The sequence below is a fragment of the Saccharospirillum sp. genome (genome assembly GCF_040881935.1).
Lineage (GTDB): Bacteria > Pseudomonadota > Gammaproteobacteria > Pseudomonadales > Natronospirillaceae > Saccharospirillum.
Genome location: NZ_JBBECH010000039.1, coordinates 1 through 26,122 on the forward strand (window position 1 = coordinate 1; position 26,122 = coordinate 26,122).

The following is a 26,122-nucleotide window of genomic DNA, read 5'->3' on the forward strand; positions in this document are numbered from 1 at the left end:
GGTGAACCTTTTGGGAAGCTCTGGTGTGGGCATTTAGTCTGTTACAGTGCACTAGTAAGCCGTCACTTAGGGAGTGTGACAGTAACCCCAAGATCTTCCAGCTGCTGGCGACTGTGCTCCCGGTACCGCTCCCGCACCTCTGAGCCGGCTGGTTTTTCCAGATAATACGCCAGTTTGTAGGCGACCGGCGCCGCCACGCCAGCTTGCTCCAGGGTGCTGACCAGATTGAGCTCGGCACTGGTATCCGGGTCGGGCAGGGCGACCGGCGGTTCGGTAACAACCAGCTCCTCACCTTGCGCAACCTGATTGACCCACTTCTGGTAGGCTTTCTCAAAAGGTGGCCAGCTGTATCGCTCGGCTTCAGTGCGCATTCTGAAAAAACCCACATCGCGGGCGGCCAGATGCACGGCCGCATGCGACCAGCGCCGGTTGGCTGGCGAATGGCTGTTCTGGCAGGCTTCCAGGTAGGCTTCGCGGATGGTCGGCAGACCGAGTGCCTCGGGCTGCGGTTGCAATAGCTGAACAAACTCGGCAATGGTTGGCGGCCAGGCGAATTCGAGTTTGCAGCGTTCCAGCGCGTATTCCACCAGATGTGCTGGTGTTCCAGCCAGGCTGTAAGCCCATTCCCGCTTGGCCAGCGTCAGGGTCGACTCATCACCGTAGGCACTTTCAAACTTGTGAGTGTAGATGTGGTGAAAGCGCGCGAAGATCATGTTGACCAGCAGTTTGGTCTCATGATCGAGTGAGCCGGTATTACCAGTCGGTGTCGCGGATGTTGCGGAGAGCTTCCCGGACTTTAGCCCGTTTTTCGCGAGCAGGGTTTGCAGGCTCTTGGGTGTGCTGTTGGGTTCGCTCATGTCGGCCCTTGTTGTTCAGTTGATCATGCCAGGAACGCTGGACCCAGTTTAAAAAGCGGACATCCCAGCTGAATTCGGCTCTGTCTTTATCCTGATAATACTGTCTGAATTTTGCCAGTTCCGCCAATGCAAAGGTCAGCGGAATATCGTGAAACGACAACAATCTCGGGAATTCCGGCCCGGGCTCCCAGTCCGGGTGCATGCGCGTGCGCTCTGCCCGCACTGTGTTCATGTCGGTTTTCTCCGGCTTCAGGTAGGCCAGATCATCCTGCATCTGATTGCGCCGCCGGGCATCGTTCATGCCGGGCTTGGCTGTGGTGGCTGTGGCTTCGGGTTCCGCCGTCACGGGTCGGTTCATCGACCTGACCGGGATTCTTTCCAGCGGCATTTCACTACCGGAATCTGCCTCTTGTGCACTGTCGGGCCAGGTCTCAGCTGGCGTGAGGCTGTCGTCGAGGTCTTCCAGGTGCACATGCCAGGGGTCTTCATTGTGTACGGTCAATAGCCCTTGCGCCTGAACTCTGCGCAGTACTGCGCTGAGCTGGGTGCTGCTCCAGAATGGCAGTAACTGGCTCCGGTGTTGTTCGGTCAGGGAGACCCGTGACCCAAGCAGCAGGGCCATTTCAGTCAGGAGTTGGTACAATAGCGCCTCTTCCAATCCCAGGGTTTCTGCCAGGGCAGGAGAGACCACTAATACTTTCTCAGGGATCACACAGAGTCCTCAATGGTTAATGCCGGTCCCATAGCCGTGCCCGCCTGTGAAGCGGATCGGTTTCGGTGCCGATGAAATGCAGATTGGCCAGTCTAGCACTGGCACCCCCCGGGCGGGAATGACTTATCGGCTATAGCGAGTGAATCCGAGTCAGGGTACCCTGCGGCAGCGTTGGAGGCTGTGTGGCTGTGGTTCGCGTCGGCTACCGGGGTTGCTCCTGTGGGGTCGGCGTAGATCCATCCATTGAGCCTGGACCGCAGCATCCCTGCTGCGGACTCCCCCCACAGGGGCAACCCCGGCAGCCGTCGCTTGCTGTCGGGGTGCACTCTGCTTCAGTTCATAAACAAGGCATTGCGATGAACGATCTTTTAAGTGTTCACAATCTGGTGAAACGCTACAAACAGCTTACAGCCGTTGATGGCGTCAGTTTTTCTGTGACTAAAGGGCAGTGCTTCGGGTTGCTGGGGCCGAATGGGGCCGGTAAAACCACTACCATCGAAATGATGGAAGGTATCAGCAAACCCACCTCAGGTGAGGTAAGGCTCTTTGGTGAACCAGCCTCGCGCAAGGCGTTCGAGCGAGTGGGCATTCAGTTTCAGAACACTGCGTTGCAGGACTACCTGACGGTGGCCGAGACACTGAAGTTGTTTGCCGCCTTTTATACGAAAACCATTGATCAGGATGAGTTGACTGAGCTGTGTTCACTGGGTGACTTTTTGCACCAGGATGCGCGCAAACTCTCGGGTGGCCAGCGTCAGCGTTTGCTGCTCGCGCTGGCGCTGATCAATGACCCGGATCTGGTGTTTCTGGATGAACCCACGACCGGGCTGGACCCGCAATCGAGACGTAACTTCTGGGAGCTGGTGCAGGCCATCAAACGTCGCGGCAAGACGATCGTACTGACCACCCATTATATGGACGAGGCGGAAACCCTGTGCGATGACATTGCCATCATGGACCAGGGGCGGATCGTCGAACGGGGGTCGCCATCCCAGTTGCTGGAGCGGCATTTTGAGGGCGTGATGGTTCATTTGCCGGCGACGGCGGTGGAGGGCAAGATTTTGCCTTTCCAGATGCTGGCGAACCGGGACCGGGTCGAGATTCAGACTACAGCGGTGGATGCCACCGTACGCCAGCTCGCCGAAGCTCAGGTGCCTCTGACGGGTTTGCAGGTTAAAAGCCCCAACCTGGAAGATTTGTTTTTAAAGCTCACCGGCCATGCCCTGCGCGCCTGATCACATGGAGACCAACTGATGATGACCCGCCTGCTGGCTGTCTTTAATGCCCGCAACAAGGAGTTCTGGCGCGATCGGAGTTCGCTTGCCTGGAACTTTGCATTCCCGTTTTTGCTGGTGTTTGGCTTCTATTTTATTTTTGGCCAGGGCATGCCGATGTTCAAGGTGGGTGTGATCAGCGAACAGGACGCTTACATCTCTCAGCCTGCCTTTATGCGGCTCAGCCATATCCAGTTTGTGCCCTATGAGGAGCTTGACGAAGCGCTGAACCGGGCCCGGCGCCACCAGATTGATCTGGTACTGGATCTCGACCGCAAGCTGTACTGGGTCAACGAAGAGAGCCGTAATGGCTATGTTGCCGAGCGTCTGCTGGTGAATGCCGACCCGGAATTTAACCGTCGCGTGGTACAGGGTGAGCCGATTCGCTACGTTGATTGGGTGTTGCCCGGGATCATCGGCATGAACATCATGTTCAGTTCCCTGTTCGGGGTTGGCTATGCCATTGTGCGTTATCGCAAGAACGGGGTCTTGAAGCGTCTAAAGGCGACGCCGTTGTCGGCCTTTGAGTTTGTATCGGCGCAGATTCTGTCGCGGCTGCTGACGGTGATGCTGGTAGCCGCGATTATCTATTTTGGCAGTCACTGGGCGCTGTCGACGCTGATGCTGGGAAATCCGTTCAGCTTGCTGCTGACGCTGTTTGTCGGTGCCCTGGCGCTGATTTCACTCGGCCTGGCGGTGGCCAGCCGGTCGCGCAGTGAAGAACTGACCGGTGGGCTGATGAACATGGCGACCTGGCCGATGATGGGGTTGTCGCAGGTCTGGTTTTCGCTGGAAGGTGCGCCTCCCGGCGTACAATCCATTGCCAATGCGTTACCGCTTACCCATTTGGTCAGTGCCGCCCGGGAAATAACCACCGAAGGTGCCACCCTGATGCAAGTCAGCGATCATTTACTGATTCTGGTCGGGATGACTGCCCTGTTCCTGGGTATAGCGGCCCTGCTGTTTAACTGGGACAGTGATCACCGCTAGTCAGAGTGCTTGCAACACCCGGGTTTGGTCTATACTGCCGGGTTTCAATCCCTGTTCCAAAGCCGTACGGAAGTGGTATGCGTTCAATTCTGGTTTCAATCATGGCCCTGTTTCTGGGCATTTGTTTATTGCTGCTGGGCAACAGCCTGCTGAGCACCTTGCTGGTGTTGCGCGGTGTTGCCGAGGGGTTTTCCGGCCAGTACCTGGGCATTCTGACCTCGGTCTATTTTTTAGGGGCGCTGGTGGCAACCATGATGGCCTCGACCATGATCAAACGCATGGGTCATATTCGCTGTTTTACCTTTTGCACCGCCCTGCTCGGCTGCAGCATTCTGGCCTATGTGCTGATCATTTCACCCGCCGCCTGGCTAATTATCCGGTTTTTTACCGGGTTCGGGGTGTTTGTGATGTATACCGTGATCGAGAGCTGGCTGAACGGCCAGACGCAAGACGCCTATCGCAGCCGGGTGTTTTCGATTTATACGCTGGTTAATCTGGTGGCCATCGCCGCGTCACAACAACTGCTGCGCATCGACAGTGCCACCAGTTATACCCTGTTCGTACTGGCCAGTTTCCTGGTAACGGCGGCGATTATGCCAGTCTCCTGGACACGATTGCAGCAGCCGCATGTTCCGGTCGACATGCCGTCGATGAGTATTCTGACATTGTTTGACGCCGCGCCGGTGGCGGTGACCGGTGTGGTGGTGTCCGGGTTGATCATGGGGCCGTTCTGGGGGCTGACGCCGTTGTTTGTAGCCAGCCTGGGCTATACCGAGAACCAATTGGCTGGCTTTATTTCGATGTCGATTCTGGGCGGGGCACTGATCCAGTACCCGGTGGGGCGCTGGTCCGATCATATGGATCGGCGCCGCGTCATACTGGTAACGTTTGTTCTGGGTTCGCTGCTGGCCCTGACGATGGCACTGAGCGCCTGGTACCTGCCCGCTGAGCGCACCCTGATGACGGCGCTGTCTATCGTATTCTGTGGATTGGTGTTGGCGGTGTATCCGATATCGGTAGCGCATTTGGTGGACCGCATTCACAAAGACCATCTGGTTGCCGGCTCCAGCGGCTTGCTGATGCTCTATGGTCTGGGGTCTTTCATCGGGCCCGCGCTGGCGGGGTTTGCTCTGGAGTATCTGGGGGCCGGTGGCTTGCCCGCCTACTATCTGATGATGTTGGCGGCGTTCAGTCTGGTGCTCACCGTACAATTGGTTCGTTCGCGCATCATTGAGCGTCCGGAAGATCACGAAAGCCAGTACGTGGCCATGGTACGGACCTCACCTAATGTTCTGCCGCTACACCCGGAATCTGAAGAAGACGTGGGCGCGCCTGAAGAACGACGCAGTGAGGACCGGGAGTCAGCCTGACAGGAATTACTAAAGCTCGTCAGTGTCGACTTTGATGTCTTCGTCCTGATCGTTGCCCCTGCCAAGTTTGGCTTCGTAGCGATCCAGCGCGGTGGCGCATAACTGATAACCGTCTTCGATCATGTCGCTGGCCAGATGATAGTCAAACAGACCTCCGACGCCTCTTGGAATTTCAATCAGAATATCGGGCTGGTGTGCGGCCAGCTTCATGTGGGCGATGGTGTTCTGCATGGTATCGATGGAGCGGTTCATCAGTTCGAGCATGCTCCACTGATTCTGTGGTTCCGTAGAGCCGGCTTTTTCCGACCACCAGCGATCAATAAACCGGTTGATGGCCCGGTGCACCGTATTTTGTGCTTCTTCGGATATCTTGGCCGCTTTTTTGTGGCTGGCTCTTTCCGATCGGCCTGGCATGTCGACGCGGCCATTGAGGTTTACGGCTATGGTCAGGTCGGTCTGTGTCCGCAGCGTTGGCGCGATCGGGACCGGGTTCAACACCCCGCCGTCGACCAGCATCATGCCCCGGTAAGGGTGGGGTTTGAACACTGAAGGAATAGCAATCGACCCCCGAATGGCTTCAAACAGCGAGCCATCGGTGAACCAGATTTCCCGCTGGCGTTCAATATCCACGGCAACGGCGGTAAATTCGATCGGCAGGTTTTCGATCTGGGCATCACCGACCTGGCGCTTTAACACTTCCATGATTTTGTAGCCTTTGAACAGACCACCCCCATTGAATGATAGGTCGAGCAGTCGCAGTACGTCAGTGCGTTCCAGAGCGCAGACCCAGCGTTCGTACTGGTCCAGCTTCCCGGCAGCGTAGAAACCGCCCACCAGCGCGCCGATACTGGCGCCAGCGATGTTGGTGATGCTGTAGTGCCGGTCCTCCAGGCAGCGGATAATGCCAATATGAGCCATACCCCGGGCGCCACCACTGCCTAGTACCAGCGATACGGTTTTTTGTGTGTTCACGCGATTATTCCTTTGGTCGTGGTGAGTGTTCAGAATCTTCCTGAAGTTCCATGAGTAAAGTATGAGGCTAAAACGTCGAATTGCTACCTTCAATGGCGCTCCGGGATAGTGACCCGGCCAAACCGGCGCTACACTGTCAGGGCCGGTGAGAGCGGCGCCCGCCCAGCTCGCGTAGCATACAGGGCAGCGGTCGTCCGTTGGCGGTTCACCTTGAAACACCCCGTTGAGGAGTCTTGAGTGTTAGATTCAGTTCAGATTGCCTTTGATCCTTCCAGTTTGGATATGTTGAACTTCTTGCTGGCAATTATGATGTTTGGCGCAGCATTGTCGGTAAAAACGAGTGACTTTCATTATGTTCTAAAGTCGCCCAAAGCACCGGTGATCGGCCTCATCTGTCAGTTTATACTGCTACCTGCCGCCACCTACGGACTCACCCGGGCGCTGGCGCTGGATCCGTCGCTGGCGTTGGGCATGATTTTGGTGGCGGCTTGTCCGGGTGGTAGTTTCTCGAACATCATCACCTTTCTCAGTCGCGGGCATGTAGCCACCTCGGTCAGCATGACTGCCATCTCGTCATTGGCGGCCATTATTATGACGCCGCTGAATTTTACCTTTTATGCCTCACTGGCTCCGGAAACCCGTGCCATCGTTCAGGCCATCGATGTTGAGCCGCTGGCCATGGTGCAGTTGATTGGTTGGGTGCTGGGCGTTCCGCTGGCGCTCGGTATGCTGGTCGGGCACAAATTCCCGGCCTTTGCCGCCCGGGCAGACAAACCCGCCCGCTGGGTTTCCCTGGCCATCTTCATGATGTTTGTAGGCGTTGCTTTCTCGCGCAATGGCACGCTCTTTGTCGAGCATGCCACGGCGTTTGCTGGCCTGGTTGTCTTGCACAATGCTCTGGCGCTTGTTCTCGGCTGGGCCGCCGCATCCTGGGCACGACTGCCTGATGACCAGCAACGTGCTGTGATTCTGGAGGTCGGCATTCAGAACTCCGGCCTCGGGCTGATTATCCTGTTTTCGTTTTACCCGCATCTGGGCGGCATGATGCTGATCACCGCCTTCTGGGGTGTCTGGCATCTGGTCAGCGGGCTACTGCTGTCAGCCTACTGGTCGCGTCGGCCACCCCAGCTCGGCATTGGCGTGGCCTAAGCCCGACGGCATCCTGCCTTTTTCAACAACCTGTTAACGGGACTGCTGGGCGGCCTGTAACCGGTTCTGCAGCCATAAGGCCTGGTCAGCCAGGCTGCCGTCTTCCGGCAAGACACTGACCGGAATCACCTCGACCACCCGCATATGAATGCGCTGATGCTTGCCCAGACGGTAAGCCCAGACCTGAAACACGGCTCGCAGTATTGGGCTGATACCATGCAACATTTGCCGCCAGGGCGCGCGCGGCATCTGAACGTCAACCAGCACGATAGGCCGGTTGGTTTCCCGGGCGAGACGAATAATACCTGTGCGCCAGGCCGGGTCGACCGCGTCTTTCCAGAAAGGCCGGGCCCGGCTTAAACCGCCCGCGGGGGTAATTACCAGTCTCCCATCCTGCTGCAACCACTGGCTGGCAGTCGTCAGCGTTTTACTGCCGCCCAGCGAACGCCGTTCACTGTCTAGGCTGACCGAAAGAAACACCTCGCGCAGCGGGCCGAACACATTCAGAAAATTTCGCGCCATAATCCGCGTCGGCACCCGGGTTCGACTGGCCAGCCAGGCCAGTCCCAGCCCATCAAACAGACCGTGCGGATGATTTCCCGCCACAATGCAACTGCCCAGACTGTCGAGCAGATCGGCATTTTCAGCGCTCAGTGAAAAATCATTTCGGCGTAACAGTGCATCGAGCATGCCATGCAGGTCGCCATCGCCCGATTGCCAGGCATCTTTCAGTAGTCGGTCTGCCCAATTAATGCCCACGATTTTAAATAAAATCCGGCGTATCGGGCCGGGCCAGTTATCTAGCATTTACCAATATCCAACTGAGTTATCCGTGAAATAAAAATTGTTATTTGATGTTCGGAATTTGATATTGACGACACAGTAAGTGCCAGCGTCCGGGTAAGCCTCTCCGGGGGAGTCCGCAACATGGATGTTGCGGTCTAGGCTCCATGGACGGATCCACGCCGACCCCGGAGAGGCTTACCCGGATGCTGGCACGGACTCGAGCCACAGATTCTACCCAAAGGCAGCACCGAGGTCCCACATGGGCAGGAAGACACCCAGTGCCAGCACCAACACCATGATACCCATAAACAGCAGTAAAATTGGTTCGATGGCTTCGGCAAGTCGCTTCAGGTCGTATTCCACTTCCTGGTCGTAAAAATCGGCGATGTCGACTAACAGCCCACTGACATTACCGCTTTCTTCACCGACCGCGATCATTTGCAGGATCAGCGGGTTGAACAGGCCACTGGCCGAGGCGGTGACCTGCAACGATTCGCCACGCTTGATGCCTGACATCATGCTCTCGATACCCTTGCCGATGTACTTATTGCCCACGGTGCGGCTGGCGACGCTCAGCGCCTGCAGCAAGGGTACGCCGGCTTCCAGCATCATAGCGAAGGGGCGGGCAAAACGGCCCAGCGCAATGCGTTCATAGATACCGCCCGTTAACGGAAAGCGGAGAATCTGCCGGTCCCAGGCCAAAGCGCCCTGAGGCGTTTTTTTCCAGCGTTTAAAGGCGTACACCCCGAGGATAATCAGGCCCAGCAAATAAGGCCAGGTGCTGATCATGATGTCGGAGCTGGTAAGCAGAATTCGGGTCGGCAGCGGCAGATCGGCGCCGAGTTTGGCAAACACACCGGCGAAGGCCGGGATTACCATGAAGTTGATCACCACCATAGCCAGCGCAATAGCTGAGACCACTATGATCGGGTAGCGGGTCGCCGATGCGATGTGCTTGCGTGTGTCTTTTTCCAGTTCCAGGTGGCTAACCAGTTGTTGAAAGGCTGTGTCCAGCCGGCCGGTCGACTCGCCCATGCGAATCATCGCAATAAACAGGTCATTGAACACATCCGGGTGGCTGCGAAACGCCGTCGACAGTGGTGAGCCCTGGGTCAGAATGCGCGACACATCGCCGAGTACCTCGCCCAGATGCGGCGATCGGGTGGCATCGGCAAGGCCGTTGATGGCGCGCATTAGCGGAATCCCCGAGCGCGACAGCGCATACATCTGGCGGCAGAACATGATCAGCTCATCGATGCTAACCTTGGCCTTGCGCTGAGTGTAGCGACTGAGCAGAGCAGACAGATCAATGTTCTTTGAGGTTGGTTTGGCCACCGGTTCAACGCGTGTGGCGATGATGCTTTGTCGCTTCAGCAACTGCAGCAAAGCGCTTTGCGACGCCGCTTCCAGTTGGCCTTCAACCTGGCGGCCTTCCGCGTTACGACCCTGGTAAAAATATTCAGCCATGGTCGGCCACCAGATCGTTCAAATCGATGGTGATCTTAAAGACCTCCGACAGGTCGGTCGTGCCTTCCGCGGCGTATTCCAATGCCCATTCTTCCATCGGCTTGAACTGGGCGTTAGCGCGCGCGGCATCGACAAATGCATTGTGATCCTGATCACGCAACGCGATCAGCATGTGTTCATCGAGCTCCAGCCACTCATACACACCGATCCGGCCACGATAGCCGGTGTTGTTGCAATGATAACAACCCGTACCCCGGTAATAAGTGTGCTGTGAAAAACGTCCACCGGCCAGGTTGTTTAACCACAGCTGTTCCCGTACCTCTGGCTTGTATGCCTGGCGGCACTCTTCGCAGACTTTGCGCAGCAGTCGCTGTGCCATGATGCCGCGCAGGGCCGACGCTACCAGGTAGGACTCGACCCCCATATCGGCCAGTCGCATGGCACTGGAGACGGCATCGTTGGTGTGCAGGGTGCTCATAACCAGGTGTCCGGTTAGCGCCGCCCTGACGCCGATGGAGACGGTCTCCTGATCCCGCATTTCGCCGACCAGAATGACATCCGGATCCTGACGCAGGGCCGAGCGCAGGATGCTGGCGAAATCGAGATTGATGCGCGGGTTGACCTGTACCTGATTGATGCGCGACATGCGGTATTCGATCGGGTCTTCCGCCGTGATGATTTTTCGGTTGGGCTGGTTCAGTAAATTCAGCGCGGAGTAGAGTGTGGTGGTTTTACCACTGCCGGTAGGGCCGGTGACCAGTATTAACCCGTGCGGCCGCTCGACCATCAATTCAAAGCGGCTGCGAATGGCTTCTGGCATGCCCAGCGCTTCGAGTGATTGCAAACCGGATGACTGATCGAGCAGACGCATCACCACCGACTCGCCATATTGCACTGGCATGGTGGAGAGACGTACGTCAATTGACTTGCTGTTAACGCGAATGTTGAAGCGGCCATCCTGCGGCATGCGACGCTCGGAAATATCGAGGCTTGACATGATTTTCAGCCGCATCACCAGCGCCGATGCCACCCGTTTCTCCTTGATGACCTGCTCCTGCAATACGCCATCGACACGCATGCGAATGCGAAACACGGACTCATCGGGCTCGATGTGAACATCGGAGGCGTTAACCGCGACGGCATCTTCAAGCAGGCTTTGCAGCAAGCGCACTACAGGCGCGTCTTGCAGGTCACTGTCGTCGGCCAGGTTGGCCAGGTCGAAATCACTTTCGCGCAGTTCGCCTTCAAGCTCTACCGCGATGGATTTGATTTCACCGGTACGCCGGTACACCGAATCCAGAGTTGCCAGCAGTTCAGTTTCACGCACGATGGCCGGTTTAACGTTTTTCTTCAGCCGTTTCTCGACTTCATCAATGGCCATCAAATCCAGCGGGTCGGCCATACCCAGCAGCAAGCCGTCGGCATTGTCGGCGAGCAGCAGGCAGCGAAACCGGCGCGCGACGGATTCATCCAGCCGTTGCATAACGTCCTGCCTGAGCTGGAACTGGCGCATCTCAATAAAGGGAATATTAAGGTGTCTGGAAAGCGTAGTGAGTAATTTGTTTTCCGGCACCAGGCCCATGTCGACCAGTACCCGGCCAATCTTTTTGCCGGTGTGTTTTTGCTCCTGCAACGCCAGGCCAAGTTGACCCTCCGAGATTAGCCCGGATTCAACGAGCAGATCCCCGAGGCGAATTTTTTTACGGTTTTGAGGGGCGGAGTCCAGCGTTTGGGGTTCAGTCATCTAATCGGCCAGTATTGTTGAGCGTTGTAGGGCGAATTGTTGTAATTCAGAGTCGGTGTTCATGGCGAGGAACGTTTTATGGTTTTGTCTCGCATCCATGCTTAGTCGGGCTTGCTCCAGCGACACGGCGAGCTGCATATACCAGATGGGTTTTACCTGAATTAACCGGTGACCCAGCTCCCGGTCATCGTCCGGGTTGTCGAGGGTAAGGTAATGCTGTTCCAGTACCTCGAGGTTGAGGCCTGAATGGTCTTTTAACAGCTGGTACAAACGGTTCATGGTGTGATTACTCCGCCAGTGCTCGATAACGCTCGGTCGCAAACGCCGTCAGCCGCTCGTTATGACTGAAAAACTGTTCCAGGTAAGTCTGGTACAAAAGCCGTGCTTCCGTTAGCCGGCCACTATTCTCCAGGTTGATTGCCCAATGTAGCCACCATTGGGGGCTGCTGGCTTCTTGCCGGGCCAGGGCTTCAAACACGCGGGCGGCATCGGCATAGCGTTCGGTCTTTTCCAGCACAAGCCCCCGTAGCCCCAGGGCTTCAGTGCTCTGTAAACCGATCAACAGCGTTTCGGCATCTTCCATGGCACCGCGACTCAGATAGACTTTTGCCAGCCAGATTCGGGGTTCATCCAATCGGGGCTCGCGTTCGATCCAGGACTGCAGCAATCGTTGTGCCTGCGCCAGGTTACCCTGGCCGATGGCAGCCTGCACAGCCTGACGGACAGCATCGTGCTGCGGTACTGCTGTGGCAACGCTGCTGGACCGGGCGGCAGGTCTGGTTGTACTGGCGGCGGACCGGCTAGCCTCGCCCACAGGCTCAGTTGCTGCGTTAGGAGGGTTATCGGCAGGTACCGGCAAAGCGTCAGCCAGAGCCGGTGGTGGCGGTTCGGAACCCGGACCCTGTGGTTCGGGCACAACCGGTACAGTCTCTGGTTGTTTAGCTTGATTCCGATTTTCAGCAGCGCTAGCAGCTTGTGTCTGGTTTGTTTCTGAGATTTCTTGCGGCGGACTGGCCACGGGTGTAGCCATTGTTGCGGCTTGTTCCGGTTCAGAAGTCGGGGCCGGAACGGTATTAGCGGCTAGCTGGGGCGGCAGACTTACCGCTGCGGGCCGTGCTTGCACCCGTGCCGGAATCAGTGGTTCGGTCGCCGGACGCCATGTCGGCCAGGCCAGCAGAGCCAGAGTGACCAGTAACGCAACGCCGGTGATACTCCACCAGAGCATTGGGCTGTGCGGGGCGTTCCTTCGCAGCGGGTTATAGCCGCTCCGACTTGCCTGGCCCGGCGCTGCCGGGCGATCCAGTGCCTGGTGCATCAGGCTCACAACAAGCTCCAGGCGGATACCAGCGCCAGCAAAATCAGTGCTGAGGTTGCGGCTATCAGCGCCAGTCGGGAATGCAGCCGAGTGGGTTCCGGTTTGCTGTCACGCCAGGCCCGGTCGAAATCGCCCGGATTCAATTGCCGGCGCTGGTCGGCAAAGGCAGACAGCAGGGCTTTGTGTGTCAGGACGTTAATCATCCGCGGGATACCGCCAGACAGCTGGTGCAGGCGTTTGATGCTGCGGTCACTGATCAGTGTGGGTCCGTTGTAGCCACTCTGGGTCAATCGAAAATCCAGGTACTGGCGAACGGCCGTGCGCGACAGCGGTTTCAGGTAGTGGGCGAAGGTAATGCGCTGTCGCAATTGCCGGAAGCGGTTCTGATCGAGCAGTTCATCCAGTTCGGGCTGGCCGAAGAGAATCACCTGCACCAGCTTCTGTTGTTCGGTTTCCAGATTGGTGATCAGGCGCAGCGCCTCGAGCGTGGCGGGCGGCAAGGACTGGGCCTCATCGACCACAATGACCACACCGCGCGGCTGTTGCGCAAGGTTCAGAATCTGCTGGTTGATGTGTTCCAGTAGGGCCGCATTGTCAGACGGCCGCGGGGACTCCAGCCCAAGTTCCCGACCAACGGCCCGGTATAGGCCCACCGGAGACAGCATGGGGTTGGGTATATAGACGCTGTAAAAACGATCCCGGGCGGCCTCGTCATCACTGAGAAAGCGCAGCAGCCGGCGGCACAAAATGGTTTTACCAGTGCCCACATCCCCGACGACTTTCAGGAAGCCCTCACCGGTGTCGAGCACGTGCGTCAGCAGTTGATAGCAGGCCTCATGGTCGTCCAGGCGCACAAACAGGGCCGTGTCGGGAGACAGGCTGAATGGCGGCTGGTTGAGTCCAAAATGGGCTTCGTACATGGCCGTTAGCTGCCTTTACATCCGGTTCAGGACGCGGTCGAGGTCATTGCGGGTGGTTTCTTCATCGTACACCACCGGCTTTAGCAAAATAACCAGTTCACTTTTCTCCTGAATTTCCCGGTTCTGACCGAACAAGAAACCCATGCCGGGCCATTGTGACAGGCCTGGCAAGCCGGTTTCCGAGGTATCCTGACGCTGCGACAGCAGCCCGCCGATCACCACAATCTGGCCACTGGCGGCACGAATGATGCTATCGGTTTCCCGAATACTGGAAAATGCTAGCGGCAGGTCAAAGGTAGTACCCCCGACAGTAATGATTTTGGTGCGTTCAACGACCTCGGTCACCGATGGCCGTACATGCAGGATCACATTGTTATCGGCACTGATCTGGGGGGTGACGTCCAGCGCGATACCTGAGAAAAACGGTGACAGGGTAAATTCTGGTGTATTGGTCGTGGTTTCGTCGTTATCGTTGTCCCCGGAGTTAACGTCGGTGACAAAATATTCGTCGGTACCGACCTTGATCACTGCTTTCTGGTTGTTCACGGTCGATACCCGCGGGCTGGAAAGTACCTGGACATCGCCCTGGTTTTGCAGCAACTGCAGCAGTGCGTTAAAGCCGCCGTTTTGCACGCTTAAACTGAAAACCCCACCAATATTGCCAATGCCTGCCAATGCACTGGCGTCCAGAGTCCCACCCAGATCGGTGCCGCTGCTGGCGAGGTCTTCAGCGAACGTATTCCAGTTGATGCCGGATCGAAATTCGTTACTGAGGGTAACCTCCACCACCTTGGCCTCGATGACGACCTGGCGTTGCAGGCTCAGTTGAGCATCATCCAGAAATTTGGCGACCACTTCGTGTTCACGTGGGGTGGCCCGAACGACCAGTAACCCGGCCTGGGGGTTGACCACGACCTGGCGATCGCCGCTCTGCTCCAATAACCCCATGATGGTCATTTCCATGCCCTGCCAGAAATCGGCACTGGTTTCAGTGGCAACACTGCTGCTTTGATTATTGCCGCTGTCTTGCTGACTGATCTGGCCACCACTGACTGTTGTGTCAGAGCGTCCGGAGCGCGCGACGTTCAGGTAGTTAAGGTGATAGATGCGGGTGGCAATCTGGTTGGGCAGGACCCGGAAGCCGTAATCGGTGCGCTGGTAGTCGTAGCCGTAAATATCACGTACGGCTGACATCACCTGATCCAGGGTGACCGAGGTCATGTTCAACGTTAGCGTGCCCTGGATACCCGGGTCGACCAGAATATTGACGCCCTGGGTTGCCCCCAGGTCTGCATAAAAACGGGTCAGTGGCACATCGGTCGCCTGCACATCGAACCGTTGGCTGGTGCGCGGTGCCTGGCTGAAATCGAGCAGGTCGCTGGTCAGTTCGGCCGGGGCCGTTACCGGACTGCGGTCCGGTTCCGCAGCAATGGCGTCATCGCGCTCTTGTTCAAGCATTGAGCGTGCGTCGAATTCGGGTGTCTCGGCCGGCTCCCGGGGCTGAGTCACCGATGCACAGCCCACCAGGCCCAGAACGACGACCAGGGCTACAGCCCGTGAACCACGTTGACCGGCGGTTACCGGGGGTTTGGCAATCCAGGTTGGTAGCGGGTAGAACACTGGGCTATTCCTCATCGGTCGGGGTGATGGCCAGGGTGCCTGCTTGTTGTAATGTCAGGGTTCGGCTACGGTTGCCACGTTGCAGCAGCACCTGGTCACTGCGAATGGCCATCAGTTGATAGTTGTTTAGCGTGTCGTTGAGCGTCAGCCACTGGCCATTGATGACGGCATAGGCTTGCTGATCCAGTCGATAAATCGAGGTCAGCGTAAAGGTTGGTTCGGGCTGAGGTGCTGGCGCAGTTCTGGGCGCGGGCCGGGCGGTATCGGGGCGCATCGGATCGGCAAGGGCGGCGCCGGTTGTGGTCAGCAGCGCCAGTGTTAGGCAGGTAGCGGTGAACCGCCGTTCAATATTATACATTCAGCCATGCCTCCTGATCGCTCAGCGTGTGGACTTTCAGTCGAATCTTCAGCGTTGGGTATTGTTCGGTTTCGACACTGAGTTCATCCCAGAATAACCGCCAGGGCAGCGTTTCAATGGTCTGCAGGTAGCTGGTTAGAGCGTCGAAACTACCAGTCAGTTCGATATCCAGCTGGTGCCGGAACAACCTGGCTTCGCCGGTGTCTGCCTGATTGACCGGCTGAGCGGGCAGGGAGCCAAAGCGGACCAGTGTCAGGTCACTGCTGCCCAATAGCTCGTGCAACAGGGTGGCCATGGTATCCGGCGGAATCAGTACATCGGTGATGCCGCTGATGCGATCATCCAGTTCCCGGATCTCGCGACGCAGACGTTCGTTCTGACGGCTGAGTGTTTGCATTTGCGGGTTGCTGCGAGCTTGTTCCAGAACCAGTCGTCTATTATGGTTTTCGGTGGTTTGGACCTGTAACTGAGTGATCCGGTTGCGCACTACGCTTTGGTCTGTCCAGCCCAGATACCAAAGTGCTCCATAGCTGATGCCCGCCAGGACGCACACCAGGCTCAGTAGCACGATGGCTCGTTCCCGAATAGAAAGGTGGTCGATCATCAGTCGCAAGTGAAACAAGGTTGCGTTCATTGGCTCGCCTCCCCATCGCTCAGCGCTGCATCGACGCTGGCCGAGTCGGCCAGGGTAAAACGCCACAAATTATCGTTGTCAGGGACTTGTTCGATATTCAAATTTTGAATGCTGATCCCGCGAAAGACGGACCCTTCCAGCTGACTCAAATAGCGTGGTACCAGGCCGGGTTGACGGGTATAGCCCGCCAGACCCAGATGTTGCTGGCTGTTGCGCAATTCGATGCGGTTAAGCCAGAGATCATCGAAATCAATGTTCGACAACTGTGACAGCGGGGTCGAGAACCCGCGAGCAGCTTCTCCCAACTGGGTCGCCAGGCCGTTGTAGGCAGACTCACGCAGGCTTTTTTCCTGGCTTAGTTTTGCGTTTTCCTGGCTCAGCGCCGCCTCGGTGTCCAGTTGCGGGTTAACCGAACGGGTTTGTTGTAATGCCAGCTCGCTGCGCGCGGCCCGTTGCTGCCAGTCGGCAAGCTCGGCTTGAAGGCTTTGTTGCTGGTGCCAGCTCAATGCGATCCAGGCTGCGGAACCAAGCAGCGTTAGCGTCAGCGCGGTCGCGAAGGTCGGAAGCTGCAGGCGGCCATGGCCGGGCAGCATGTCGGCTTGCATCAGATTGATGTGGCGGGTCATGCTGCACTCTCCCGAAAAGCGGCGCCGAGTGCAGGTGTTAGCTCGACGGGCCAGTCGGTGTCGGTTGAAGACAGGATGAAGTCTTCCGGGTGCAGCAAGCTAAAGCGGGTATCCAGTCTGGCACTTAGCATTTCGCTGATGTCCGGTTCACCCGGCCAACCCAGCACAGCCACTTCACTGATGGCTCCCAGGCCCAACTGGGCTTCGTAAAAGTCGAAGGAGCGGCGAATTTCCAGCGACAAGGCCTCGAACTGAATATCCACCGTGCCTTCCAGAACCAGGCCTGTAACGCCGTCCGCGTCCAGACCCAGATTGGAATAGCCGATCTCGAATTGACGGCTGAGCACAATCTCCTGGTTGAACAGCAGGATCAAGCGGCAGCGGTCTGCTTCGATAAACAACAGGCCACTCTGGTTCCTTTCCAGAGTGCGAATGGCGGTATTACGCAGGGTGAGCTGGTCGACGTCGATGCATTCGATGCGATGACCGCGCTTAGCCATGGCCATGGCCCAGTCGCTTAGAGGTCTTTTTCCGGCGGCGACCACAAACGCCATGCGCAGTCGACCCCGGTAGGCCTCAGTGGGCAGCAGAATAATATCGACGGCGGCATCATCAAGATCGTAACTGATCAGCTCGGCGGCTTTGAATCGCAGCGCAGCGTCGATTTCAGTGGCAGGGACATCCGGAACATCGACCAGCAACAGCTGGTAGGCCGGCTCACTGAGCAGTAGGTTAAGCTGGCCCCGGGTGTGTTGCGCTACCCAGTCTGCCAGTTGTTCCGCTTGCTCCAGTGGCTTGTCTTCCGCGCGCCAAAGGCTGGTTTTTACCTGAACGATGCCCTGGCGGGAACGCTCGAGCACCAGTAAGCCGATGCCTGATTCGGTCAGGTAGACCCAGGTTTGCTGGCGCGCTGGCCGATTGCGCCGTTTCATATCACCCAAAAGATGCCTTCTCCGCTCGTTCGCTGTTTGAGTCTAGCAATAACCGTGCGCACTGTGCTGTAACGTCGGGTTTTTGTTATGGACAGTCAGTCATGTCATCGGTTCGCAACCTGCTCGGTCAACGGCATTTAGTCACGAAGATCGGTAACCATCTTAAGGATGGCTTGGCAACATGTTCCAGACTGTTGTTAGATGAAAACTGTAAAAATTGATAATCACGTCACATTCTATTGGATCAGAAGTCAAAAGTAACGACAGGCGATGTAATGAATAAAGCCGGTTGTCAATTTCGCGAGGGGTGAAAGTGTGGCAAGTGGCGCAGAGTGTCAAATATTTGCTGCCCGGGTCGCAGAAGGCCTCACCGGACCAGGGATTTAGCGGCCTCCCGGAAACCCCTGCTGGCGCCAAGCCTCGTAGCTGACCAGCGCTACCGCGTTCGATAGGTTCATGCTGCGGTTATTGGGCATCATGGGAATGCGCAGGCGGCGTTCAGCAGGCAATGCCTCGCGAATGGCGGGCGGTAGCCCGGAGGTTTCAGACCCGAACAGCAAGACATCGTCCGGTGCAAAGGCCACATCGGCGTAATTGTGTGTGCCTTTGGTGGTGAGTGCGAAGATGCGCCGATCGCCCATGGCGGTCAGGAAGGCCGCGTAATCCGGGTAACGGGAAACCCGGGCCAAGTCCTGATAGTCAAGGCCGGCCCGGCGCAGCTTCTTTTCCTCGAAATCAAAGCCGAGCGGTTCAATCAGGTGTAACTGACAACCGTTGTTGGCGACCAGACGCATAATGTTGCCGGTGTTAGGGGCAATTTGGGGTTCGTGCAGGGCAATGTGAAACACGGAGTATCCTGTATGATTGTGAACTAGTCAGCGTTTATACGACCCAGCGCCGTTCTGATCAGCGGGCGCTTTGCCAGCGAGAGCCGGTTCAGTTGACTCATGCCCCAGTTGCGGCTTAAGACTGCCAATGGATGATCACTGCCAAACAGCTGCTTGAACCCTTCCATGGCAACCATAGCGCCCAGGTTGTGGCCCTGGCGCTGGCGCTGGTAGCGGCGCAGTGTGCGCTCACTGCCCGGGTCTTCACCGCGCTGGCGCCCGCGGCGCCACTCGTTGGCCAGGGTTGCCGCATCCTGAAACCCCAGGTTTACGCCCTGGCCAGCCAGCGGGTGCAGCGCATGCGCGGCATCGCCGACCAGAACCAGGCGCGGCGCTATGTAGCGTTTGCTGTGCATTTGTTGCAGCGGAAAACTGAAGCGCGGGTCGCAGTCGGTCAGTTCCCCCAGGGTATGTTCGAACGCCCGGTTCAATGCGGTTAGGAACTCCTCTTTGGGCAGATCAAGCAGCGCTTGCACAGCCTCATTATCGACACTCCAGACGATCGAACTGGCGTGCTGGTCGCCCGCTTCATCTTGCAGCGGCAAAAATGCAAGCGGCCCGGTTTCCAGAAAGACCTGATGTGCAACACCGCGGTGAGGCTGCTGGTGGCGCACCGTGGTGACAATAGCGTGCTGACGGTAGTCCCATTCCCGGGTGGCCATGCCAGCGTCGCGTCGAACTTTTGAGAAGCGGCCATCACAGGCGGCCAAGACCGATGCGGTGACTACGCTGGCGTCGCTCAGCGTGGCCAGCATCTGGTCACCCTGGTGTTGCCATTGCTGCACGGTCCGGCCTGCCACCAGGGTAATGCCCGGGGTTTGTTCGGCCTGATGCCACAAGGCGCTGACCAGCCAGCGGTTTTCGATGATGTGACCCAGGTCGTCGGCCTGTATGTCATCGGCATGAAAGCCGATACGCCCCTGTCCCTGCCCATCCCAGACTTTCATCTCGCGGTAGGCGCAGGCCCGCCCTGCAGGCAGGTGCTGCCAGACGCCCAACCCGGTAAGCCAGTCCTGACTTTCCCGGCTGATGGCGCTGACCCGGGGTGAGTAGACACCGGCGACCGGTGTTTCGTCTTCTGGCAGAGCCTGTTCCACCACCGTTACTTGCAGGCCTTGACGGGCGCTGTCGATGGCCAGTGCCAGGCCGACCATGCCGCCGCCGATGATCAACAGGTCGTGGGTATGGGTGGTGATCATGAGGTCGGTCCTTCTGTGGCCAGGTTCAGGTCGGGTTCGGGTAATGGCGCCCCTTGCAGCAAGCCCATGCTGGCCAGCGCAAAGCCCCGGCCCAGCAAGGGGTGACGGTCCAATGCATTCAACCCCAGGGTACGAGCCAGCTGCAACCAGGAGCGTGACGAGCCAAAGCTGCGTACCAGCGAGTCGGAAAAGCCTGCGGTGACCGCCTGGTCGGCTTGAATCGACGCGGCCAGGCGGTGCAGCGGTGCGATGGCTCCGGCATCGTCGCCTTGCATCAGGTGCTGGTTTAACAGGGTGGCGGTACGCATTACACTGCGCAGCGCCAGGTTAAAGCCTTGTCCTGCAACCGGGTGCAGCGTCGCGGCGGCATTCCCCAGCACCAGCAAGCGATGCCGCACCAGTTCGGTGGCCGTGCGTCGTTGCAGCGGGTAGCCGGTCAGCGGGCCCAGTTCAGTGATGCGGCCCAGTCTCTGGCCAAAACGCTCATTGAGCAGGATCAGACGATCACGGTCGTTCAAGGCCTGAAAGCGTTTCTCCAGCCGATTGGGAACAGTCCACACCAGGGCTGAATAGTCGCCGAAGGGGAGCAGGGCAATCGGGCCGGTGTCGGTAAAGCGCTCGTAGGCCCGGCCTTTATGAGGTTGCTCGGTTCGGGCGGTGGCAATGAGGGCTCGCGCCTGGTAGTCCCTGAGGGTGTGGCCAATGCCCAATTGCTGGGTCAGGGGTGAGCGTCCGCCATCGCAGAGAACCACAAGACGGGCAGATAATGACTCGCCGTTATTGAGGCTGAGCGTGCTGTACTCTTGCCCCGATGCGATAGCTTGCACCTCTGTGCCGAAATGCCAGTCGACTCCCGACAGCGATTGCACGCTGTGCCACAGAATTTGACCGAGGGCGGCATTGCCTATGACCTGCCCAAAGTTACCTTCGGGGTAATTGGCCGAGTCCATCAGCTGATAGCCGGCGTGGCCCTTATCGCTGACTTCGATTCGGCGAATAGCGCTGGAATATCGGTCCAGCGGTTCACCCAGCCCGAGCCGGCGCAGTGCAAGGCAGGAATAGGCCGCGAGTGCGGTTGCCCGGTCATCAAAGCTGGGTGATTGCGGTGCCTGATTCGTCGGAGTTGGCGCCGGGTCGATCACCACCAGACGCGCACCGGCATTAAGCGCCGGTTGCAACGCACGGATCAGGGTCAGGCCGACCAGGCCACCGCCGACAATTGCGATATCAAAGGGTTTCATAGTGAAGCGGCCTTCAAACAGAGGCCGCAGATAATAACAGGGCTGGTCGGGTCGGTCATTGGTTGCCCGGTTGGCGCTTACTTGACCGCCCCCGACGTCAGCCCGCCGATCAGTTGCTGAGAGAAAAACGCATACGAGTTGGCCGCTGGCTCCGATCTGGGCACAGCCGGTCAGAACAATTTCGGCCGTTCAGAATACGGTGGTCCGATGCCTCCGGAAGGGCACGGTACCCACCGGTACTATTTCTGGGTGCTGGCGCTCGATACCAACGAACGGTTTTCGCCGGATCTGACGCTTTGGCAATTGCTGGAGAAAATAGAACCCAACATCCTCGGCATGAATCGGCTGGTAGGTACCTATCGGCGCGAAGGCTGAGGGATCAATTCAAGTTTCGGCGTTTGGGATATCTCATAGGCGTTGGTCCGCACCGGATGCCGGGTATGCCTCTGTGGGGTCGGCGTAAATCCGTCCATGGAGCCTAGGCCGCAGCATCCCTGCTGCGGACTCCCCCACAGAGACATACCCGCCACCCGGTGCTTGCTTCCCAAGTTAACTATGAATAAAACACGCCGGAATCAGTCCAGCGTTTTGATCTGTTGCCACTGCTGTTCTAGCGTGTCGAGCACGTCTCGGGCGTCCTGCTCGCTGTAGCCCATATGAGGAATAAACTGGATTAGCTGCGGAATCGGAAACCCGAGTGCGATGCCATACATGGGGTTTGCCTCAGTAAACTGCAGACGATCCAGTTCGTTTTGAAGGATGGGTGCGGTGCGGCTGTCGGCTAGCCAGTCGTGAACCGTATCGTCCAGTGTCGGCAATAGGCGGACATCGGTATCAGACTCAATACTGATCCAGCGGGTCTGGCGTATATCCCGGGATGAAAATCCGAGTCGCAACTCAAAGCGCCCACTTTCTTCTGCGAAGCGTTCCAGGTGTGGCACAAAATACGCAAAAGCATGGGCGTCCAGTTGCAGGTTGACGGTGCGCTTCTCGCCGGGCACCAGCCTGATTTTCCGAAAGGCTTTCAGCTCGTGAACCGGTCGCCGGTAGGTACTGGCCTCGTCGTGAATATAGAGTTGCACGACCTCGGCGCCTTCGGCAGGGCCCTGGTTGGTGATGCTGAAGCTGACCTGGCGCGCCTCGGGGTGGTAGGTTAAATCGGCCAGGGTAAACTGGCTGTAACTCAACCCATGGCCAAAGGGGTACTGCACCGGTAGGGCTTTGGTGTCGTAGTACCGGTAGCCGGTGAACAACCCCTCCTGATAGGAAACGGTGGTTTTGGTGCCGGGAAAGGTTTCGAAGGTCGGGTTATGCTCCAGTCGCACCGGAAAGGTTTCGCTGAGTTTGCCACTGGGATTGGCTTCGCCAAACAGCACTCGTGCGAGCGCCTCACCGCCGCCTTCCCCGCTCAGCCAGGCCTGCAGCATCGCTGGCACCTGATGTTCGAACTGCCGGGTCTCGATGGCGGAGCCGGTATGTAGCACCAGGGTGATGTTAGGGTTGGCATCGGCCACCGCGCTGATCAACATCAGGTGATCCGGTGCCAGTTTCATATCGGCCCGGTCGAAGCCTTCGCTTTCCATTGAATCGGTTGTACCGGTCAGTAGAACGACCCGGTCAGCCTCGGTGGCTGCCTGCACTGCGGCATCGAGTTGTTCCTGCGAGACTCGGGTTTCGGTATAGCCCTCTGCGAAAATAACCTCTGTGCGCTGCCCAATCGCGCTCAACGCCGTGTTGAGCTGACGGGGTGTCATGTGAGAGCTGCCGCCACCCTGGAACCGGGGGTTTTGTGCAAAGTCACCGATAACCGCCAGGCGCTGATTCGGGCTCAGAGGTAGCTGATGCGATTCGTTTTTCAGCAATACCGTGGATTCAGCGGCCAGTTGCGTGGCCAGTTCATGGTGCGCTGGCCATTCGACGGTGACCGTCCGGTTCTGATCCATAACCTGGTTGATCAGCGTCAGCACGCGGGAGGCCCGGTTGTTGAGCTCAGCCTCGCTGAGACGGCCATCGGCCAATGCAGTGTGTAGTTCTGCATCGCGTTCACCCGGGCCGGGCATTTCCAGGTCGAGGCCATTAATGTGCGAGGCCGCCTTATCTTTGACCGCAACCCAGTCAGACATGATGAGGCCATCGAAGCTGAGCTGTTCACGCAGTATGCGGTGTAACAAGTCGGATGACTGACAGGCATAGACTCCGTTGACCGCATTGTAAGCGCCCATCATGGTCCAGGGCGGGTTCTCGCGAATGACCTTGGCGAAAGGTTCTATATAAAGCTCTTGCAGGGTGCGCTCGTCGATCTCGGCATTGACCAGAAACCGGCGGGTCTCCTGTTCATTGCCGGCGAAATGCTTCAGGCAGGCGCCCACGCCGCGCGACTGAAGGCCGCGCACAAAGGCGCTGGCCATCGCACCCGATAAAAACGGGTCTTCCGAAAAATATTCGAAGTTGCGACCGCCCAGGGGGGTGCGTTTTCCGTTTACGCCGGGTCCGAGCAGGACGCCAACGTCCATTGACTGGCATTCCTCGCCGATGGCCGCAGCCACTTGTTCGAGCAAATCCGGGTTCCAGCTGGCCGCCATGGCCGCTTCAACCGGAAACACCGTGGCTGGCTTGGCGGAGCCATCCAATGCCTGCGATTCACTCAACCGCACGCCGTGAGGCCCGTCGGTCAGGGTAATGGCCGGTATGCCCAGGCGTTCTATGCCATGCAGGTGCCAGGCGTCTTTACCGCACAACAACCGGATTTTTTCCTCGGTACTGAGTTGGGCAAGGGTGGTGGCTACATCAAACACAGATGGCTCCTGTTTCGTTAACGATTACAGCGGGAAGGTTCCCAGCGTTGGGCGTTGCAACCAGTTTTCGGGCGCATAGGGGTACTGGCCATCGACCACATGAAAAGTCAGAGCCAGTCGAGACTTGTCGGAGCGGTTGGGTGCACTGTAGTGCGGCAAATGCCCGTGAAAGACCAGTAAACTGCCAGCTTTAACGGGCATGGGGGTGCCGGAGGTGTCGTCGGGCCAGGGCATAGCGTCGAGCGGTTCCATGCGCAGATCACGGTCGTCGCGGTGATAGCGTTCGCGCAGCGGCCCGGTGTGACCACCCGGTTCTAGCCAGAGGCAGCCGTTTTCGAGGGTGGCATCTTCCAGCGCGAACCAGTAGGTGATGACACTGGTGGGTTCGGTATAAAAGAAGGTCGCGTCCTGGTGCCAGGTGACTTCACCGCCAATGCGCGGCTGTTTGAAGATCACCATGGTCTGATACAGATGCGGCTCCAACAACCCTAGGTCGCGCGCCAATGCGCCGAATTCAGGGCGTTGGGCAAAGGCCTGATACACGTCATCAAGATCATGCAGGGCATGGCCAATCTTGTTAATGCTTTGCGCGCGTGGCTGTGTCAGGTGACCTTGTTCATCAAAGGCTTTTTCTTCAAAAAAGCAGCGAATGGTTTCGGCCGACTCCAGAAAAAAGTCATTGTTGATCTGTGCCCTATCGGTCGTAGAAAACCGGTTGTGTTCGGTCAGGTCGGCCTGCTCTATCAATTGGTAGGCACGGTCGATCAATTGCTGTTTCAGGTCAGCCGGGATCCAGTTCTCAAGCAACAGGAAGCCATCTTGGTGAAACTGTCGTTGTTGCCCGGGGCGCAATACCCCAGGTGTATTTTCGGGCAGTGATTGGTCAGAACTCGGCATTAGGGCAGCTCCACTCATTAGTCGTCAGGCTTGGTCAGGGACTTCTTCGCCAGCAATGGTTTCGATTTCGTCACGAGCCTCCTGTAGCCAAGTCTGCAGCGCGGGTAACTCCAGCATCCGGTCGACCCAGGCGGCCACGGGCTCCGGCGATTCAATCTCATAGCCATGCAGCCGCAACGCGACGGGTGCATAAAACGCATCTGCGATCGAGAAGCGACCCAGCAAAAAAGGCCCGTCAGTTTGTTTCAGACAGTCGCTGAGCAAGGTGTGAATGCGGTCGATATCTGCCTGGGTGGCCGCATCGGGCTTAAAGCCTTTAACCATGCGGCGACAATTCATCGGCATATTGCTGCGCAGGGCCGTAAAGGCGCTGTGCATCTCAGCACAGGCCGAGCGACCCAGCGCCCGCAAATCCGGATTCGACGGCCAGCCAGCGCCTTGCAGAAACCGTTCATTTACGGTTTCACAAATGGCCAACGAATCCCAGACGCTTAGCTTGCCAATCTTTAATACAGGCACGCGGCGATTTGGGCTGTGCTGGTTCATTAAGGCAGGGGTTTCAGGCGTATCCAGTGGAATGCGAATTTCCTGAAAGTTGACTTTGAACTGAGTCATCAACAGCCAGGCGCGCAGCGACCAGCTGGAATAGTTTTTGTTGGCAATGACGAGCGTTAGGTTATTCATCCCTGGTCTCCGGCTGAGTCGGGCTCAGCAATTGGGCTTGAAGCTTTTTGGGCAGGGATCGAACGACAAGCTGATAGGAGTCGTCGATCCATTCGCTGATCAGGTCCGGATCCAGTCCGGCGGTTAGGTCAACCGTGTTCCAGTGTTTCTTGTTCATATGATAGCCGGGTGTGACCGCAGGAAAAGCCTCTCTGAGAATTAAGGCATCCTGAGGGTCGCATTTCAGGTTCATGGTCAGCCCCTCGCCGAGACCAATAAGCCCGAACATCTTGCCAGCCACCTTATAAACCAGGGCATCGGGGCCGAAGGGTGTTTCCTCCTGGCTGTCCGGCTTGGACTGCATGATAGTGCGCCAGAAATCCAGTGTCTGTGGCATGGTATTCTCCCTGTTGGTCGGTGGCTACTTGTCATGTTTGCCAGTGGGCCGTGCCAGCTACCGGGTAGCGCTATCCGGGGTCGGCGTAAACCCGTCCATGGGGCCTAGGCTTCGGGATATGAATCCCGTCCATGGGATTCACCCTTCGGGCTCGCTTCGCTCGTGCTAAAACGCTCCCGGCGTTTTAGTCCATGCCTCAGACTACCCCGGATAACCCTACCCGGTATCCGGTGCGGGCCAACGCCTTTGAGGTGAGCCGAACTCCGAAACTTGGTGCGCCGAGCAAAGCTCAGGCGCAGGGGAAGTTATACAACACG

26 protein-coding genes are annotated in these 26,122 nt (G+C 57.8%); 5 read left to right on the top strand and 21 right to left on the bottom strand.

Annotated features, from left to right (window positions below; all coding sequences use genetic code 11):
* Positions 1 to 62: 62 nt before the first annotated feature.
* Together WEB54_RS06270 and WEB54_RS06275 are read right to left on the bottom strand one after the other, a co-directional pair.
* Entirely contained in the window at positions 63 to 857 is a 795-nt protein-coding gene (locus WEB54_RS06270) for a replication protein P (RefSeq protein ID WP_368054276.1), read from the bottom strand.
* Positions 754 to 1,500, bottom strand: coding sequence for a DnaT-like ssDNA-binding domain-containing protein (locus tag WEB54_RS06275; protein ID WP_368054278.1), 747 nt, complete (start codon positions 1,498 to 1,500; stop codon positions 754 to 756). The genes WEB54_RS06270 and WEB54_RS06275 overlap by 104 nt, the downstream gene beginning before the upstream one ends.
* A gap of 425 nt (positions 1,501 to 1,925) precedes the next feature.
* Here WEB54_RS06275 and WEB54_RS06280 point away from each other — a divergent pair, with 425 nt between their 5' ends.
* The 3 genes from WEB54_RS06280 (at position 1,926) to WEB54_RS06290 (ending at position 5,203) form a co-directional block, all read left to right on the top strand.
* The gene (locus WEB54_RS06280) at positions 1,926 to 2,804 is read left to right on the top strand and encodes an ABC transporter ATP-binding protein (RefSeq protein ID WP_368054280.1); all 879 of its coding nucleotides are present in this window, start codon (positions 1,926 to 1,928) and stop codon (positions 2,802 to 2,804) included.
* 18 nt (positions 2,805 to 2,822) lie between these two features.
* A complete protein-coding gene (locus WEB54_RS06285) occupies positions 2,823 to 3,833 on the top strand; it encodes an ABC transporter permease (protein ID WP_368054281.1) in 1,011 nt (336 codons plus the stop codon).
* A 77-nt stretch (positions 3,834 to 3,910) separates the two neighbouring features.
* The gene (locus tag WEB54_RS06290) at positions 3,911 to 5,203 is read left to right on the top strand and encodes an MFS transporter (RefSeq protein ID WP_368054283.1); all 1,293 of its coding nucleotides are present in this window, start codon (positions 3,911 to 3,913) and stop codon (positions 5,201 to 5,203) included.
* Between the two features lie 9 nt (positions 5,204 to 5,212).
* Here the strand turns inward: WEB54_RS06290 and WEB54_RS06295 are convergent, their stop codons facing one another.
* Positions 5,213 to 6,175, bottom strand: a complete 963-nt coding sequence (locus WEB54_RS06295; RefSeq protein ID WP_368054285.1) for a patatin-like phospholipase family protein — start codon at positions 6,173 to 6,175, stop codon at positions 5,213 to 5,215.
* Positions 6,176 to 6,412: 237 nt separating this feature from the next.
* Between WEB54_RS06295 and WEB54_RS06300 the strand changes: the two genes are divergently transcribed.
* The gene (locus WEB54_RS06300; protein ID WP_368054287.1) at positions 6,413 to 7,324 is read left to right on the top strand and encodes a bile acid:sodium symporter family protein; all 912 of its coding nucleotides are present in this window, start codon (positions 6,413 to 6,415) and stop codon (positions 7,322 to 7,324) included.
* A 33-nt stretch (positions 7,325 to 7,357) separates the two neighbouring features.
* Here the strand turns inward: WEB54_RS06300 and WEB54_RS06305 are convergent, their stop codons facing one another.
* The 14 genes from WEB54_RS06305 to WEB54_RS06370 form a co-directional block, all read right to left on the bottom strand.
* Entirely contained in the window at positions 7,358 to 8,131 is a 774-nt protein-coding gene (locus WEB54_RS06305; RefSeq protein ID WP_368054288.1) for a 1-acyl-sn-glycerol-3-phosphate acyltransferase, read from the bottom strand.
* A gap of 210 nt (positions 8,132 to 8,341) precedes the next feature.
* Positions 8,342 to 9,577, bottom strand: coding sequence for a type II secretion system F family protein (locus WEB54_RS06310; RefSeq protein WP_368054289.1), 1,236 nt, complete (start codon positions 9,575 to 9,577; stop codon positions 8,342 to 8,344).
* A complete protein-coding gene (locus tag WEB54_RS06315; RefSeq protein WP_368054291.1) occupies positions 9,570 to 11,321 on the bottom strand; it encodes a GspE/PulE family protein in 1,752 nt (583 codons plus the stop codon). Before WEB54_RS06315 ends, WEB54_RS06310 begins: the two co-directional genes overlap by 8 nt.
* Positions 11,322 to 11,600 (bottom strand): hypothetical protein, encoded by a 279-nt coding sequence (locus WEB54_RS06320; RefSeq protein WP_368054293.1) that lies wholly within the window; start codon positions 11,598 to 11,600, stop codon positions 11,322 to 11,324. It lies immediately after the preceding gene.
* 7 nt (positions 11,601 to 11,607) lie between these two features.
* The gene (locus WEB54_RS06325) at positions 11,608 to 12,636 is read right to left on the bottom strand and encodes a tetratricopeptide repeat protein (RefSeq protein ID WP_368054317.1); all 1,029 of its coding nucleotides are present in this window, start codon (positions 12,634 to 12,636) and stop codon (positions 11,608 to 11,610) included.
* 5 nt (positions 12,637 to 12,641) lie between these two features.
* Positions 12,642 to 13,556 (bottom strand): ExeA family protein, encoded by a 915-nt coding sequence (locus WEB54_RS06330; RefSeq protein ID WP_368054294.1) that lies wholly within the window; start codon positions 13,554 to 13,556, stop codon positions 12,642 to 12,644.
* Between the two features lie 15 nt (positions 13,557 to 13,571).
* Positions 13,572 to 15,176 carry a pilus (MSHA type) biogenesis protein MshL gene (gene mshL / locus WEB54_RS06335; protein WP_368054296.1) on the bottom strand — a complete coding sequence of 535 codons (1,605 nt, stop codon included), beginning with the start codon at positions 15,174 to 15,176 and terminating at the stop codon, positions 13,572 to 13,574.
* Positions 15,177 to 15,180: 4 nt separating this feature from the next.
* Positions 15,181 to 15,534, bottom strand: a complete 354-nt coding sequence (locus WEB54_RS06340) for a hypothetical protein (RefSeq protein WP_368054298.1) — start codon at positions 15,532 to 15,534, stop codon at positions 15,181 to 15,183.
* The gene (locus WEB54_RS06345) at positions 15,527 to 16,168 is read right to left on the bottom strand and encodes a hypothetical protein (RefSeq protein ID WP_368054300.1); all 642 of its coding nucleotides are present in this window, start codon (positions 16,166 to 16,168) and stop codon (positions 15,527 to 15,529) included. The genes WEB54_RS06340 and WEB54_RS06345 overlap by 8 nt, the downstream gene beginning before the upstream one ends.
* Positions 16,165 to 16,794, bottom strand: a complete 630-nt coding sequence (locus tag WEB54_RS06350) for a hypothetical protein (RefSeq protein WP_368054302.1) — start codon at positions 16,792 to 16,794, stop codon at positions 16,165 to 16,167. Before WEB54_RS06350 ends, WEB54_RS06345 begins: the two co-directional genes overlap by 4 nt.
* The gene (locus WEB54_RS06355) at positions 16,791 to 17,735 is read right to left on the bottom strand and encodes a hypothetical protein (protein WP_368054304.1); all 945 of its coding nucleotides are present in this window, start codon (positions 17,733 to 17,735) and stop codon (positions 16,791 to 16,793) included. Before WEB54_RS06355 ends, WEB54_RS06350 begins: the two co-directional genes overlap by 4 nt.
* Positions 17,736 to 18,109: 374 nt before the next feature.
* Positions 18,110 to 18,574 carry a tRNA (cytidine(34)-2'-O)-methyltransferase gene (locus WEB54_RS06360; protein ID WP_368054306.1) on the bottom strand — a complete coding sequence of 155 codons (465 nt, stop codon included), beginning with the start codon at positions 18,572 to 18,574 and terminating at the stop codon, positions 18,110 to 18,112.
* A 23-nt stretch (positions 18,575 to 18,597) separates the two neighbouring features.
* Entirely contained in the window at positions 18,598 to 19,812 is a 1,215-nt protein-coding gene (locus WEB54_RS06365) for a UbiH/UbiF/VisC/COQ6 family ubiquinone biosynthesis hydroxylase (RefSeq protein WP_368054308.1), read from the bottom strand.
* Positions 19,809 to 21,053, bottom strand: coding sequence for an FAD-dependent monooxygenase (locus WEB54_RS06370; protein ID WP_368054309.1), 1,245 nt, complete (start codon positions 21,051 to 21,053; stop codon positions 19,809 to 19,811). The genes WEB54_RS06365 and WEB54_RS06370 overlap by 4 nt, the downstream gene beginning before the upstream one ends.
* Positions 21,054 to 21,191: 138 nt before the next feature.
* Here WEB54_RS06370 and WEB54_RS06375 point away from each other — a divergent pair, with 138 nt between their 5' ends.
* Positions 21,192 to 21,428, top strand: a complete 237-nt coding sequence (locus tag WEB54_RS06375) for a YbhB/YbcL family Raf kinase inhibitor-like protein (RefSeq protein ID WP_368054311.1) — start codon at positions 21,192 to 21,194, stop codon at positions 21,426 to 21,428.
* Between the two features lie 200 nt (positions 21,429 to 21,628).
* Here the strand turns inward: WEB54_RS06375 and WEB54_RS06380 are convergent, their stop codons facing one another.
* From WEB54_RS06380 to WEB54_RS06395, 4 genes are read right to left on the bottom strand one after another with little or no spacing between them, the layout of a single operon-like run.
* Complete coding sequence (locus WEB54_RS06380) at positions 21,629 to 23,848, bottom strand: beta-glucosidase (protein ID WP_368054313.1); 2,220 nt, start codon at positions 23,846 to 23,848, stop codon at positions 21,629 to 21,631.
* Between the two features lie 24 nt (positions 23,849 to 23,872).
* Positions 23,873 to 24,745, bottom strand: coding sequence for a phytanoyl-CoA dioxygenase family protein (locus tag WEB54_RS06385; RefSeq protein WP_368054315.1), 873 nt, complete (start codon positions 24,743 to 24,745; stop codon positions 23,873 to 23,875).
* Between the two features lie 24 nt (positions 24,746 to 24,769).
* Entirely contained in the window at positions 24,770 to 25,429 is a 660-nt protein-coding gene (locus WEB54_RS06390) for a glutathione S-transferase family protein (protein ID WP_368054316.1), read from the bottom strand.
* The gene (locus WEB54_RS06395) at positions 25,422 to 25,805 is read right to left on the bottom strand and encodes an MmcQ/YjbR family DNA-binding protein (protein ID WP_368054269.1); all 384 of its coding nucleotides are present in this window, start codon (positions 25,803 to 25,805) and stop codon (positions 25,422 to 25,424) included. The genes WEB54_RS06390 and WEB54_RS06395 overlap by 8 nt, the downstream gene beginning before the upstream one ends.
* Positions 25,806 to 26,122: the final 317 nt, after the last annotated feature.